At 63.1% G+C, this 12,847-nt stretch carries 14 protein-coding genes and 1 pseudogene; 6 read left to right on the forward strand and 9 right to left on the reverse strand.

What is annotated here, in order from left to right; all coding sequences use genetic code 11:
- The 3 genes from OXU50_05535 to OXU50_05545 all read right to left on the reverse strand — a co-directional run.
- On the reverse strand, window positions 1-1,193 hold a 1,193-nt coding region (locus tag OXU50_05535; GenBank protein MDD9869336.1), incomplete at its 3' end, for an ATP-binding protein.
- A gap of 273 nt (window positions 1,194-1,466) precedes the next feature.
- The gene (locus OXU50_05540; protein ID MDD9869337.1) at window positions 1,467-2,048 is read right to left on the reverse strand and encodes a 3'-5' exonuclease; all 582 of its coding nucleotides are present in this window, start codon (window positions 2,046-2,048) and stop codon (window positions 1,467-1,469) included.
- Between the two features lie 38 nt (window positions 2,049-2,086).
- A complete protein-coding gene (locus tag OXU50_05545; protein ID MDD9869338.1) occupies window positions 2,087-3,376 on the reverse strand; it encodes an ATP-binding protein in 1,290 nt (429 codons plus the stop codon).
- A gap of 277 nt (window positions 3,377-3,653) precedes the next feature.
- Here OXU50_05545 and OXU50_05550 point away from each other — a divergent pair, with 277 nt between their 5' ends.
- Complete coding sequence (locus OXU50_05550) at window positions 3,654-4,412, forward strand: ferredoxin--NADP reductase (GenBank protein MDD9869339.1); 759 nt, start codon at window positions 3,654-3,656, stop codon at window positions 4,410-4,412.
- Window positions 4,413-4,519: 107 nt separating this feature from the next.
- Here the strand turns inward: OXU50_05550 and OXU50_05555 are convergent, their stop codons facing one another.
- The 5 genes from OXU50_05555 to OXU50_05575 all read right to left on the reverse strand — a co-directional run bounded on the left by OXU50_05555 (window position 4,520) and on the right by OXU50_05575 (window position 9,799).
- Window positions 4,520-5,416 carry a fumarylacetoacetate hydrolase family protein gene (locus OXU50_05555; GenBank protein ID MDD9869340.1) on the reverse strand — a complete coding sequence of 299 codons (897 nt, stop codon included), beginning with the start codon at window positions 5,414-5,416 and terminating at the stop codon, window positions 4,520-4,522.
- Between the two features lie 60 nt (window positions 5,417-5,476).
- The gene (gene gshA / locus OXU50_05560; protein MDD9869341.1) at window positions 5,477-7,171 is read right to left on the reverse strand and encodes a glutamate--cysteine ligase; all 1,695 of its coding nucleotides are present in this window, start codon (window positions 7,169-7,171) and stop codon (window positions 5,477-5,479) included.
- Between the two features lies 1 nt (window position 7,172).
- Window positions 7,173-7,724 carry a 1,6-anhydro-N-acetylmuramyl-L-alanine amidase AmpD gene (gene ampD, locus OXU50_05565; GenBank protein MDD9869342.1) on the reverse strand — a complete coding sequence of 184 codons (552 nt, stop codon included), beginning with the start codon at window positions 7,722-7,724 and terminating at the stop codon, window positions 7,173-7,175.
- 97 nt (window positions 7,725-7,821) lie between these two features.
- Window positions 7,822-9,471 carry a chaperonin GroEL gene (gene groL, locus OXU50_05570; GenBank protein MDD9869343.1) on the reverse strand — a complete coding sequence of 550 codons (1,650 nt, stop codon included), beginning with the start codon at window positions 9,469-9,471 and terminating at the stop codon, window positions 7,822-7,824.
- Window positions 9,472-9,508: 37 nt separating this feature from the next.
- Window positions 9,509-9,799 carry a co-chaperone GroES gene (locus OXU50_05575; GenBank protein MDD9869344.1) on the reverse strand — a complete coding sequence of 97 codons (291 nt, stop codon included), beginning with the start codon at window positions 9,797-9,799 and terminating at the stop codon, window positions 9,509-9,511.
- A gap of 300 nt (window positions 9,800-10,099) precedes the next feature.
- Between OXU50_05575 and OXU50_05580 the strand changes: the two genes are divergently transcribed.
- A complete protein-coding gene (locus tag OXU50_05580; GenBank protein MDD9869345.1) occupies window positions 10,100-10,663 on the forward strand; it encodes a hypothetical protein in 564 nt (187 codons plus the stop codon).
- Between the two features lie 43 nt (window positions 10,664-10,706).
- Complete coding sequence (locus OXU50_05585) at window positions 10,707-11,267, forward strand: hypothetical protein (protein MDD9869346.1); 561 nt, start codon at window positions 10,707-10,709, stop codon at window positions 11,265-11,267.
- 238 nt (window positions 11,268-11,505) lie between these two features.
- On the opposite strand, the gene OXU50_05590 is transcribed toward OXU50_05585, so the two are convergent.
- A complete protein-coding gene (locus tag OXU50_05590) occupies window positions 11,506-12,033 on the reverse strand; it encodes an FxsA family protein (protein MDD9869347.1) in 528 nt (175 codons plus the stop codon).
- Between the two features lie 97 nt (window positions 12,034-12,130).
- Here OXU50_05590 and OXU50_05595 point away from each other — a divergent pair, with 97 nt between their 5' ends.
- The 3 genes and pseudogenes from OXU50_05595 to OXU50_05605 all read left to right on the forward strand — a co-directional run bounded on the left by OXU50_05595 (window position 12,131) and on the right by OXU50_05605 (window position 12,820).
- Window positions 12,131-12,301: a type II toxin-antitoxin system HicB family antitoxin gene (locus OXU50_05595; GenBank protein ID MDD9869348.1), complete on the forward strand. Its 171-nt coding sequence runs from the start codon at window positions 12,131-12,133 to the stop codon at window positions 12,299-12,301.
- A 10-nt stretch (window positions 12,302-12,311) separates the two neighbouring features.
- The gene (locus OXU50_05600; protein ID MDD9869349.1) at window positions 12,312-12,578 is read left to right on the forward strand and encodes a DUF4160 domain-containing protein; all 267 of its coding nucleotides are present in this window, start codon (window positions 12,312-12,314) and stop codon (window positions 12,576-12,578) included.
- Window positions 12,575-12,820, forward strand: a pseudogene (locus OXU50_05605) (DUF2442 domain-containing protein). Before OXU50_05600 ends, OXU50_05605 begins: the two are co-directional and overlap by 4 nt.
- Window positions 12,821-12,847: the final 27 nt, after the last annotated feature.

The raw sequence follows: 12,847 nt of genomic DNA on the forward strand, positions 1-12,847 counted from the left end.
TTTGACAGAAAGGTTTCCACATCAATGCCGTCGCCGCCGACCAGCAGTTTGCGGAGTTTGCGTGTGGCGCCGAAGGCGTCGGAGAAGGCCGCCATTCCCGCCGGGCGGTGTTGCGAGCGCCCGCTTTTTACCTCGATGGCCGTCAGTTGCCCGCCGGCGCTGGCGACAAAATCCACCTCGCGGTTGTTTTCGCGCCAGTAATACAGTTTGCATTCCCCTGCGGCGGCGGCGTTTGCCAGATGCGCGCCGACCGCCGATTCCACCAGATGCCCCCAGAACTCGCTGTCTTTGCGGGCTTGTGCGTATGTCATTTCTTTGCGGGCCGTTATCAGGGCGGTGTTCAGCACCTGGAGTTTGGGGCTGGCCGCGCGCCGCCGCACTTCCTCGCCGGAGTATTTCTGCAGGCTGGTTACCAGGCCCGCGCCGGACAGCAAATCCAGATAATGCGCCAGCGTGATGGTGTTGCCCGCGTCCTGAAGTTGGCCGAGCATTTTGTTGTAGGAAAGAATTTGTCCGGAGTAAGCGCAGCCAATTTCAAAAACCCTGCGCAGCAGCGCCGGTTTGTTCACACGCGACAGCAGCAGCACATCGCGCGAGATGGTGGTTTCGATGAGCGAGTCCTGGATGTAACGCGCCCAGCGCTTTGGTTGTTTGATGAGCGGCGCCGCGCCGGGGTAGGCGCCGTAGAAAAGATACTGCTCCAGCGACCAGCCGAACGCCCGGCGCATTTCGCTGAAACTCCAGTGCGGCAGGTGCAGCACTTCAAAACGACCGGCGAGGCTTTCGCTCAAGCCGCGCTGAATCAAAAGCGGGGCGGAGCCGAGCAGGATGACTTTCAGCGGCTGGCCGGTGTGCGTGTCGGCGTCCCACAGGCGCTTGACGATTTCGGACCATTGCGTAATCTTCTGCACCTCGTCGAGGACAAGAAGCGCACCTTTCCTGCCCGCTTCGCCGGCAGCAAGCCGGGCGGCTTCCCACTGCTGCTCCACCCAGTCGGCGCCGCGCAAAGTCGGCTCATCGGCGCTGGCATAGTGCGTCGGCAGTCCGGATTGCTCCGCGACCTGCCTGACCAGCGTCGTCTTGCCCACCTGCCGTGCCCCGGCGACGACCTGGATGAATCGGCGCGGTTCTTTCAGGCGCCGGGCCAGTTCTTTCGCTTGGAGGCGGGCGGGGATTTGTGGGGAATTACTCATTGTATTGAGTAATTTTACTCAATTTAGGGGGTAATTTGCAAGGGGAGGCCGGGTTGGTTCGGGGCTGTTTGGCAGGGAGGTGGTGAAACTGAAATCTGTGTCTTACAGCGAGGTAACCGATTTGTTTGGCAAGAGTTTGGAAGGGCGTTTGTGGTAGCATCCCTCGCTTTCAAAAATTTCGCTTCCGCGAGGGATGCTACCACAAACGCCCTTATTTTGCAAGCTGTATACACAATTTCATTAGAGCTATTGCGGAATGTGTACGGTTTTGGTTTATTCCAGTCCTGCTGCCAGGCGGGCGTCCAGTTTACCAGACCCCGCCCACGCCGAGAGCAATACCCGACGAACGGCGTACACATCCCCCAGCGCGGAATGGGGGTTGTCGTGCACAACGCCTTCGGCCTCGCAAGCGCCCGGCAGGCGCACCCGCAATGCCGTGCTCCCATAGACAGCCCGATGGTAGAGGATGCTGGCGCAGTGCCAATCCTCAAAGCAGCGCCCGAATTCCGCCCCGGCGCTGGTGAACTCGTGCCGCAATCTGCCCTTGTCAAAATTGGCATACCAGGCAATGACCGGAACCTCCTCGATAATCTGCCGCACCTCAGCGATGCGCTCCGCAAAGCGGGGACACGCGGCCAGAGCATCGGCACTGATGCCGTGAATCTTCAGGGACTCGGGATTCATCGCGCCATGCGGCTTGAAACGCTGATTGCAGAGCACTTCACCGCTAGCGGCACGAATGATTCCAATCTCGATAACCTCGGCGCTGTCGTGAAGGCCGGTGGTTTCGGTATCAAGAATGACCGCCCCCGCTTCCGGGGCAAGAAGGCGGCGAATCATCTCTCTGGAATTCATGAATGCATCGTTCCCCAAAAGACGGCGCAGGCGCCCCCTCACTCCACTCCCCAAAGCGCCCGAATTGGCACCGCATAAAGTCCGCCGCCGAAACTGGCGCTGATTTCGCCGTTGTAAAGCACGGCGCCGCCGGCAAACCGCTTGCCTGTGGCGCGCTTGAGTTTCCTCAACCCCCGGAAATCCGCCGCGGTAACGGTCGCCGCCGCCTTCACTTCAACCCCCGCCAGCACCCGCGCGCCGCGCTCAATGACGATATCCACTTCCACCTTGTCCTTGTCGCGGTAATGAAAAAACGCCAGCGCCGCATCCTGCCAACTCGCCTGCCGCCGCAACTCCTGGAACACGAAAGTCTCAAGCAGTTGCCCGAACAGGGGCCGGTCGGCCATCAGTGCGGCGGCATCCACGCCGAGCAGCGCGCAGGCAAGCCCGGTGTCGCCCAGGTGCAGTTTCGGCGTCTTCACAATCCGGCTCAGGCGGTTGCTGTGCCACGGCGGCAGCCTGTCCAGAATAAACAGCCGTTCCAGCAAGGTGACATAACTGCGGATGGTGGGCCGGCTGCTCTCAAATGTGGAGGCTAGGTCGGTCACATTCAGCAGCCTCGCGGTTTGTGTCGCCGCCAGCGTCAGCAGTTGCGGCAGCGCTTCCAGCGACCTGATTCGGGTCAAATCACGCACATCGCGCTGCACCAGCGCATCAAGATAGTCGCGGCACCAGGCGCTGCGCCGGCGCCCCACCGGGCGCGCAAGAGCCGCCGGATAACCGCCCGTGACAACCCGTTTGGCCAGTTCGCCATTCCCGGCGGTGGCGGATGAAGCGCCGGATGATTCCGGGGCGAGCGGTTTTTGCGGCAGCCTGAACTCACCCTTGAACAGGCAATCGAGAAAGCCCGGGGCCTGCGGCGGTTGCTCCAGTTCACGCTGCGCGAACGGGTGCAGCCGCAAAATCTGCATGCGCCCCGCCAGTGAGTCCGAAAGATTCGACAGCAGCAGTATGGAAGTGGATCCCGTCAGCAGAAAACGCCCCGGCACGCGCCTGCGGTCCACCTCCAGTTTCAACGCGGTAAAAAGCGCCGGCGCACGCTGCACTTCGTCCAGGATAATGCGTTCGGGCAGATTGGCGACAAACCCCGCCGGGTCCATCTGCGCGGCGTCGCGCACGATGTTGTCGTCAAAGTTGATGTACGCGTAATCCCGGGGCGTGCCCACCATGCGCGCCAATGTGGTCTTGCCGCACTGCCGGGCGCCGTGAATCAGAACGACCGGCGAATCCTCCAGCGCCTCAATCAGGTGCTGCTCGACATGGCGGGAATAAAGGGCGTCTTCGGCCATCGGCTGATTGTAACTTTTTGTCCGTCCAATTGAAAGGTTAGGGGGCGTCTAATTGAAAGTTTACCCCCCGTCCAATTGAAAGGTTGCAGTGCGTCCAATCGGAAGTTTGCCCCCCGTCCAATCGAAAGTTAAGTGTGCGTCCAATTGAAAGGTTACAGTGCGTCCAATCGGAAGTTTACCCTCCGTCCAATCGAAAGCCGCCTCTCCACCCCCGCCCCTGTTCCCCTCCCCGCCAGTAGCCAACCCCCCCATTTCCCTATACACTTCCCCGCTTCCCATGCCCGACTCCAGTTTCACCGAGGGCGTCGTCGTCGAGAACAAGCACTGGACCGACCAGCTCTACTCGCTCAAGATAGACGCCGACATCAAGACCTTCACGCCCGGCCAGTTCGGGCGGCTTGCGCTCGACATCGGCGGCAAGCGAATCGCGCGCCCCTACTCGTTCGTCAACGCGCCCGGCGAGGCGCACCAGGAGTTTTACTCCATCGTCGTCCCCGAAGGCGCGTTGTCGCTGCGCCTGCACGCGCTGGAGCGCGGCGACAAAATATGGATTGCATCGGCGGCGGCGGGCTTTTTCACGATGGACGAGGTGCGCGACGGCAGCGAATTGTGGATGCTGTCCACCGGCACCGCGCTCGGCCCCTTCCTGTCCATCCTGAAAACCGATGAACCCTGGCGGCGCTTCCAACGCATCGTGCTGGTTCACGCGGTGCGCCGCGCCGAAGAACTGACCTACAGCGACACCATCGAAACCTTCCGCCGCCGCGACCCGCAGCGCTTCACCTTCATCCCGTTCGTCAGCCGCGAGCAGACCGACTTCGCAATGCCCGGGCGCGTGCCCGCGGCCATCGAAAGCGGCGAACTGGAAAAGCGCGCAAACCTGCCGTTCAACCCGGCCACCTCGCAAGTGATGATCTGCGGCAACCCGGGCATGATTGAGGACACAAGCAACATCCTGAAAGCGCGCGGCTTCAAGAAAAACCGCCGCCGCGACCCCGGCCAGATCACCACCGAGAATTACTGGTCGGACAGTTAGCCGTCAAACAACGCGGCCCGGCAAATCAACGCCGCATAAGCAGGCCGCCGCCACACCCCGACAACAACACCCGCGCCATTCACCACCGCACCCCGGCAACGCAGCCGTCACCCCTTCGCCGCAACAATCCGGTTCGCCAACTTCCCGATCCGCTCCACTTCGCACTCAATCACATCGCCCGGCTGCAAGTATTCCGGCGGGTTGCGCGCGTAGCCAACGCCGTCCGGCGTGCCGGTCGAGATGATCATGCCCGGCTCAAGCGCAAGGCTTCTCGACAAAATGGAAAGCACCGTCGCCACATCAAATATCTGCGACGCGGTCGAGGCGCTCTGCTTGACTTCGCCGTTCAGGCGGCTCTCCAGCGCCAGCGCCTGCGGGTCGGCGATTTCATCGGCGGTCACAATGCAGGGCCCCATCGGGCAAGACCCCGGCAAACTCTTGCCGATGAAAAACTGCTTGTGCCTTTTCTGCAGGTCGCGCGCGGTGATGTCGTTGGCCACGGTGTAACCGAAGACATGCGCCAGCGCCCCGTCCGCCCCCAGTTTGCGCCCGCCGCGCCCGACCACCACCGCCAGTTCCACCTCCCAGTCCAGCCGCTGTGACACGGCGGCGTCGTGCACCACATCGTTATATGGCCCGTTGACGGCGCCCGCGTCCTTCGTGAACACCACCGGGTGTTCCGGCAACTCGCCGCGCACGCCGGCGCGCGCCTGCGTTTCCTTCACATGGTCGGCGTAATTCCAGCCCAGGCAAATCACATTCTGCCGCGGGCGCGGTATCGGCGCCAGCAGGCGCACATCCTCCATCGCCACGCCGATGCCGCCGCCGGCGCCGGCGACAAAGTCGCGCAGTTCATCCAGCCCGCGCGCGCCGGCGTCAATCAGCGCCAGCATGTCGGCATAACGCCCGCGCCAGCCGTCATGCAGCGCCGGCAGCAGCGCCGCATCGCCGTCGGCAACGCCGATGTGCGTTTTATTCCGGTAACGGCAGGTGATGAGTCTCATCGCTTTCCACGGACGCCGGTCGCGAGGCGGTAGCGGTTGCTGCCGACGAAAGGTTGAGTGTCATTGCTTTTCATCGGCGTCGGTTGCAAGGCGGCGTTCACCGCCGGCGAAAGGCCGGCTCTCATCGTTTTCCACCGGCGCCAGTTGCGCGAAGTAATCGCTGATGTAGCGGTCAAGCGGGCGGTCGTCGCCGGTTTCCATTTCAGCCTGCCGTTCGTGGCTTTCTTCCGCGGTGCGGTCGAAGTCCGCGCGCGGCCCGGCCTGCGGCGTGCGCGCGGCGAAGTGGCTGCGAAAGCGCGCCGCCTGGGCCTCGGCGAAGCCAACAAAACTCCAGCCGCCGTCGCTCATCGCGTCAAGCATCCGCGCCGACGGGCACAAATCAGGCTGCCGGAAACGCCCGGCCTGCTCGCGCAGCGCATCGGCGTAACTGCCGCCGCCGCCGCCATTGCCGCCATCACCACCACCATCAAACAACTCACACACCGGCCACAGCCGGTCGCATATCTCAAGCCCCCAGTCGGCAAGCGTTTGTTCGCGCCCGCCGCGGTTCAGTTTCAGGCCCGGCGCGCGCCCGTCGTGCGCGGCGGCGATTTCGTTGCGGTCTATGGCCTTGCGCTCATCGTCGCCGATGGGCGGGCTTTGCGACAGCAGGCAGAAAAACGCGAGCATCTCGATAAACTTCAGTTGCGCCTCGCCGACGCCCGCCGACCTGAACACATCCACATCCAGCGAGCGCAGTTCCACATACTCTACACCGCCGCGCCGCAGCGCCGCAAGCGGCATTTCCTCCTTGCCGGCGGCGCGCTTCGGGCGCATCGTGCTGTAATACTCGTTCTCAATCTGCAGAATGCAGGCGTTGATCTGGCGGTACTCGCCGCCGACCTTGACGCCAAGGCGCCGGTACGGCGCATGCTCCGTCGTCACCGCGCGCCCGAGGCTTGCCACATAACCGGCCAGGCTGTTGTAATCGGCGCGGATGCCGATGCTGGCCTCCTGGTTGTTCTGATAGCCGATGTCGCCCATGCGCAGCGAAGTCGCGTGGCGCCCGTACAGCGTCGTCTCATCAAACGCCTCCAGCCGCGGGTGCGCCGACGAGCCAAGAAAAGACCGGCAGATGGCCGGCGACACGCCGAACAAATACGGAATCATCCACGCCAGCCGCAGAAAGTTGCGTATCAGCCCCATGTAGCGTTCCGAACGGAAGGCCGCAGACGCCCCCGCCCCTGCTGTTCCCGCCGCGCCCGACAATTCCGCCAGCGCGCGCCAGCAGTCGCCGCCGACGGAGTAGTTGAAATGAACGCCGGCGATCACCTGCATCGTGCGCCCGTAGCGGTAGCCGAGGCCGCGGCGGTAAATCGTCTTCATGCGTCCGAGGTTGGACGAGCCGTAGCGCGCCAGCGGAATTTCGGTCTCGTCCTTGACAATGCACGGCATGCTCGCCGGCCACAGCAGTTCATCGCCGATGCGCGCGTACACCTGCGCGTGGCATTCCTCCAGAAAAGCCACGGCATCGCCGGCGCCGGGCAGCGGCGGCGTCACAAACTCCAGCATCGCCTCGGAGAAGTCCGTCGTGATAAACGGGTGCATCAGCGCCGAGCCGAGCGCGCGCGGGTGCGGCGTCTTCGCCAGCATCCCGCGCGGGCCGATGCGCAGCGACTCCTTCTCAAGGCCGATGCGCCGCCCGTCGTGCACCAGGCGCGCGCCGCCGCCGGCGAGGGCCGCGGCGGTGCGCTCAACGCCGTCGCGCGCGGCCATCTCAGGGGCGCGCCAGGCCGGGCATGAAATGCCAATCAAAGAAACGCCCGGGGTCGGTCTTGCGCCCCGGCGCGATGTCGCTGTGGCCGGCGACGCGCTCAATGCCAAGCGTCGGATAGGCGTCAAACAGCGCGCCCAGCACCGCGCGCAGGCGCTCGTACTGGGCCGCCTCAAAGGCGTCGTCGTCGCGCCCCTCCAGTTCAATGCCGACCGAGAAATCGTTGCACCGCTCGCGCCCGCGGTAACTGGAAACGCCGCAATGCCACGCGCGCCTGTCAAACGGCACAAACTGCACCACCTCGCCGTCGCGGCGAATAAACAAATGCGCCGACACGCGCAACCCGCAAACCTCGCGGTAAAACCCGTGCTCGCCGGGGTCCAGCGCGTTGGTGAACAACTGCTCAACCCCCGCCCCGCCGTACTCCCCCGGCGGCACGCTGATGCAGTGAATCACAACCAGTTCCGGCGCCGCCGCCGCCGGACGCTCGTCGGCGTTCGGCGAGGCCACATAACGCGCCCCCTCCAGCAGATGACTTTGTTCGTTGACTTTCATGCGCCATCCCAAAAAAAAGAAAGCCCCGCAAACGGCGGGGCTTTCAACATACAACACGGCGGGCAAGGCTTCAACAGCCGGGCCGGCGCGGGGCGGCTTACATCATGCCGCCCATGCCGCCCATGCCGCCGCCCATGTCGCCGCCGTGGCTGTGCATCGGCGGCTCTTCCTTCGGCATTTCGGCCACCATCGCATCGGTCGTCACCATCAGGCTGGCGATGGAGCAGGCGTTTTGCAGCGCGCTGCGCGTGACCTTGGTCGGGTCAATAATGCCCATCTCCATCATGTTGCCGAATTTGCCGCTGGCGGCGTTGTGGCCGTAAGAGGCCTCCTTGCCGCGCACCGCGTCCAGCACCACCGACGCCTCGCCGCCGGCGTTGCTGACAATCTGGCGGAACGGGTCTTCCATCGCGCGCCGCAGAATGCTGATGCCCACATCCTGGTCGGGGTTGTCGCCCTTCAGCGACGCGATGCCCTCGATGGCGCGCACCAGCGCGGTGCCGCCGCCGGGCACAACGCCCTCCTCAACCGCGGCGCGGGTCGCGTGCAGCGCGTCTTCTACGCGCGCCTTTTTCTCCTTCATCTCAACCTCGGTCGCGGCGCCCACCTTGATGACGGCGACGCCGCCGGCCAGTTTGGCCATGCGCTCCTGGAGTTTCTCCTTGTCGTAGTCGGAAGTCGCCTCCTCAATCTGCACGCGAATCTGCTCAACGCGGCCCTTGATGTCGTCGCTCGTGCCGGTGCCGCCGACAATCGTCGTGTTCTCCTTTGAAACCGTCACGCGCTTGGCCTGGCCGAGGTCGGCCAGCGAGCATTTCTCAAGCGACAGGCCGATCTCCTCGGAAATGACCTTGCCGCCGCTCAGCACGGCGATGTCCTCAAGCATCGCCTTGCGGCGGTCGCCGAAGCCCGGCGCCTTGACCGCCGCCACCTTGACAATGCCGCGCAGCGTGTTGACCACCAGCGTCGCCAGCGCCTCGCCTTCCACATCCTCGGCGATCATCAGCAGCGGCTTGCCGGACTTGGCGACGGCCTCCAGCACCGGCAGCAGGTCGCGGATGTTGGACACCTTCTTGTCGTGCAGCAGGATGAAGGGGTCTTCCAGTTCCGCCGACATGTTGTCCTGGTTGTTGATGAAATACGGCGACAGGTAGCCGCGGTCAAACTGCATGCCTTCAACGACATCCAGTTCGTTCTCCAGCGCGTTGCCCTCTTCAACGGTGATGACGCCCTCCTTGCCCACCTTGTCCATCGCGTCGGCGATGATCTCGCCGATGGAAGGGTCGGAGTTGGCCGAAATGCTGCCGACCTGGGCGATGGCCTTGCGGTCGGAGCACGGCTTTGAAAGGTTCTTCAGCACATCCACCGACGCGCCCATGGCCTTGTCCATGCCGCGCTTCAGGTCCATCGGGTTCATGCCCGCCGCGACCGCCTTCATGCCCTCGCGGATGATGCCCTGCGCCAGCACCGTCGCCGTCGTCGTGCCGTCGCCGGCGACATCGGAGGTCTGCGACGCCACTTCCTTCAGCATCTGCGCGCCCATGTTCTCGAACTTCTCCTTCAGTTCAATCTCCTTGGCCACCGACACGCCGTCCTTGGTAACCGTCGGCGCCCCGAACGACTTCTCAAGCACCACATTCTTGCCCTTCGGCCCTAACGTAACCTTGACGGCGTCGGCGAGAATGTTGACGCCGGCGGTCATGCGCTGGCGGCAGTCGTCGGCAAACCGGATTTCTTTCGCACTCATTGATGGTTTCTCCTGTGTCTTGTTTGTTGTGAACCGTTCAGGACTCAATGACGGCCATGATGTCGTCTTCGCGCATCACCACCAGTTCATCGCCGTCCAGCTTGACTTCGGTGCCGGAATACTTGCCGAACAGCACCGTCTCGCCGACCTTGACGCCAACCGCGCGCACCGCGCCGTCGTCCATGATTCGGCCATCGCCGACCGCCATCACCTCGCCTTTGACGGGTTTTTCGGTGGCGCTGTCCGGGATGACGATGCCGCCCGGGCTGGTTCGTTCCTCTTCCAGGCGTTTGACGACAACCCGGTCGTGCAGGGGTCGAATCTTCATGGATTCCTCCAAAGTTTTTTATTTTTCGTTGATTTGTTTAGAACGGTCTGCGTGTTCCCGGAGCGGAAACCGCCAAACCGCCATCTATAATAGGGACAGCGGGCTGAAAGTCAAGCCCCCGCGTTGCAAGTGGTTGTTCCGGCGCGGTTTTTTGTCACAGGCCCGCGCCGCGCCTTGTCGCGGCGCGTTCGGCCACGCGGAAAATGGCCGCCACTGGTTCAGAAACCTGTGTCAGTATTGCATTTTCGGAACAAGGCTGAAAAGATAGCACCTACCATAACTCAGCAGGAGGACAAACCAATGGAAACAACACAAAAACAATCGGGGGGCGTCCGGACAAGGCCCGGCGTTTCTATCCCCCTGAGCAATGAAATTGCAGCCGTCTTTCTCGGGCGCAGCCTGGCGCATCCGGATACACTGCCGAAAGCCCGGGCCGAGGCCGAGAAGCGCCTGGCTCAATTCGAAAATTTCAATGTGACTTATGCACAGAACACCGCCGACGAACTGAATGTCGTCGTGCCCGACTTTCCGGATTGGGACCACAAGATAGATCAGATAACCGAGGAGCAACTGGCGGAAATCGCCGGTGGTGAACTCTTCGTTACGGTCGGAGTCGTGGGAGCCTTTTTTGCGAAAATCGGTATCATGCTGTCGGTTGGCTCAGGCATACTCGGCACTGGAGCAGCGGGGGCATCAATCGCCTCGGCAAGCGCCATCGCGGCGGGCGTGGCAGCCAGTGCCCTGGTCGTTGGCGCCGGTGTACTGGGGACGTCGGTTGTGGCCACCGGTCTCGGTGTCGGTATCGCCGCCGCAGTGGGCGCTTTTGACGGCAACCAGGCTGTCAGTGTCGGCCACTCCAGTTAAGACCGGCGCGCTTCAACAACCACTCTAAAGGAGGATAGAAACAATGGAAACACAACAAGCAAGCCCCGCAGGGGCGGCCACATCATCGGCGGGCAGGAAGGCCAAGGCGCCGCCGATGATTAATGAAATCGCGGCGGTCGGCATCGGCAAATTCCTGACGGATGCGTCCACCAATGCGGAAAGCAAGGCCAAAATAGAGAATATCCTGGCCCAGTTCAACCGGGTCAGCATCGTCTATCCGCAGAACACGGCGGATGTCGTCCATGTTCCCGTGCCGGACTATAACGGGCTTGAGGAGGCGTCTGCCCGGGCGCGGGAGCTGGCGGACCAGGATCTGGAAGCGGTCTCCGGCGGCGAACTCGGCATTGCACTGTTTTTCGGCACGATTGGCATCGGGGTTGCGACCAGCCTTGGCCTCACCGGCGTTCTGGCCGGCGGCGCCGCGGGTGTTGGTGCCGTCGCAATCGGTGCGACAATCTTCGCCAGTGCCGTCACTATCGGTGTTACCCTCATTGCCGGTGCGACCGCCGCTATCGGTGTCGGTCTCGCCTCCGGGCTGGGCGCCTTTGACGGCCAGGATGTCAATATCGGCCACGCCAGTTAAGACCGGCGCACTCCGACAGCCATCCTGACAAAAGGCCGCGCTCCCCCGCCGGGGACGCGGCCTTCGTTTTGCCCAACCGCCGGCAACGGGCAGCGCCCGCCGCCCGCCGGCGTTCGGCGGCAAGCGTTCTCGCAATGCGCCCGGGTCGGCAACGGGCAGCGCCCGCCACCCGCCGGCGTTCGGCGGCAAGCGTTCTCGCAATGCGCCCGGGTCGGCAACGGGCAGCGCCCGCCGCCGCTCAATCGCGCCTGCGGTATTTGCCCTCAATGATGTCGGGTTTGCTGCCGTCCGGTCTGCGCGGCAGCGGCGGTTCGGGCGGCGGCGGCGGCGCGCTGTCCGCGTCGTCCGGCGCGCCCGCGCCGCGCGCCCAGCGGGCGCGCCTTCGCATCTGCACATGCCACTGCCAGCGCGTCAGCCGCGGCAGCAGGTGGCGAATCAGCCAGCGCCGCGCCGCCGGCAGCAGAAACAGCGCGCCGACAAAATCGCTGAAAAACCCCGGCGAAATCAGCAGCAGGCCGCCAATCACCACAAAACCGCTCTGCAGCAAATCCGGCTGCGGCTGCGGAATGCCCGACATCCCGGCGCGCAGTTGCTGAAAAGCCGCCCGCCCCAGCCGCCGCAGCGCGGCCACGCCACAGGCCCCGGTCGCGACAATCAGCAGCACCGTCCCCACCGCGCCAACCGCGTCGGTAACGATGGCGAACAGTTGAATCTCCACCACCGCCATCCCCAACACAATCAGCCCGAACCCCGCAAGCACTTTCATCACGCTATAATCAGCAAATGAAGCCAAAAAAGCAAGGCGAGCACGCACAGGCGCCGCCGCAGCATAAAATAGCGCCGTTGGAGGAGGTTGCAAAACAATGAACGAAGCACTGACCGCCGTGTTTGAAAAAAGCGAATACGGCTACATCGGCTACATTGAAGAGTTGCCGGGCGCCAACACGCAGGGCAAAACGCTCGCCGAGACGAAACAAAACCTGATTGAAGCAGTCGCGCTCGTGTTGCAGGCCAACCGCGAACTCGCGGAGTGAGGGCTTGGTCATGCCTGCTATTTCCATGTTCCACGGCATTATCATCCGCATGCCCGAAAACCCGCGCACGGATGCGCCGCCGTATTTCACCGCCTCATATACGGATTTCGAGGCGCAGGTTGATATTGAGCGCGCTGAAGTCGTGACCGGCAACCTGCCTGAAAAGCAAACGCATCTGGTCGAAGCCTGGGGCGAGATTTACCGCGATGAATTGATGGCGAACTGGAGACTGATGAAGGAACATGAAGAACCGTTCCGCATTAATCCGCTGAAATGAAAGCGTCCGATTATTTTTTGCCTCACCCCAAGGCGGTGGCGGTGGAATGCCGGCCCGACTACCAACTGGCGGTTGAGTTTGACAATGGCGAGCACGGCGTGTTTGACATGAAGCCGTTTCTTGACAAGGGCGTTTTCAAGGCTTTGCGGGATGAAAATCTGTTTCGCAGCGTGCGCGTTGCGTATGGCACGGTCGCCTGGTATGGCAGGCAATGCAATCTGGATTTGCACCCGGCGCTGATTTATCATGAAAGCGTCAAATCATCCGCG

The sequence above is a fragment of the Gammaproteobacteria bacterium genome (assembly GCA_028817225.1).
In the GTDB taxonomy this organism is placed as follows: domain Bacteria; phylum Pseudomonadota; class Gammaproteobacteria; order Poriferisulfidales; family Oxydemutatoraceae; genus Oxydemutator.

Coding starts and splice junctions, on each gene's coding strand:
- OXU50_05540 (MDD9869337.1), bottom strand. CDS start 2,048: ATGAATTCCAGAGAGATGATTCGCCGCCTTCTTGCCCCGGAAGCGGGG.
- OXU50_05545 (MDD9869338.1), bottom strand. CDS start 3,376: ATGGCCGAAGACGCCCTTTATTCCCGCCATGTCGAGCAGCACCTGATT.
- OXU50_05550 (MDD9869339.1), top strand. CDS start 3,654: ATGCCCGACTCCAGTTTCACCGAGGGCGTCGTCGTCGAGAACAAGCAC.
- OXU50_05555 (MDD9869340.1), bottom strand. CDS start 5,416: ATGAGACTCATCACCTGCCGTTACCGGAATAAAACGCACATCGGCGTT.
- gshA (MDD9869341.1), bottom strand. CDS start 7,171: ATGGCCGCGCGCGACGGCGTTGAGCGCACCGCCGCGGCCCTCGCCGGC.
- ampD (MDD9869342.1), bottom strand. CDS start 7,724: ATGAAAGTCAACGAACAAAGTCATCTGCTGGAGGGGGCGCGTTATGTG.
- groL (MDD9869343.1), bottom strand. CDS start 9,471: ATGAGTGCGAAAGAAATCCGGTTTGCCGACGACTGCCGCCAGCGCATG.
- OXU50_05575 (MDD9869344.1), bottom strand. CDS start 9,799: ATGAAGATTCGACCCCTGCACGACCGGGTTGTCGTCAAACGCCTGGAA.
- OXU50_05580 (MDD9869345.1), top strand. CDS start 10,100: ATGGAAACAACACAAAAACAATCGGGGGGCGTCCGGACAAGGCCCGGC.
- OXU50_05585 (MDD9869346.1), top strand. CDS start 10,707: ATGGAAACACAACAAGCAAGCCCCGCAGGGGCGGCCACATCATCGGCG.
- OXU50_05590 (MDD9869347.1), bottom strand. CDS start 12,033: ATGAAAGTGCTTGCGGGGTTCGGGCTGATTGTGTTGGGGATGGCGGTG.
- OXU50_05595 (MDD9869348.1), top strand. CDS start 12,131: ATGAACGAAGCACTGACCGCCGTGTTTGAAAAAAGCGAATACGGCTAC.
- OXU50_05600 (MDD9869349.1), top strand. CDS start 12,312: ATGCCTGCTATTTCCATGTTCCACGGCATTATCATCCGCATGCCCGAA.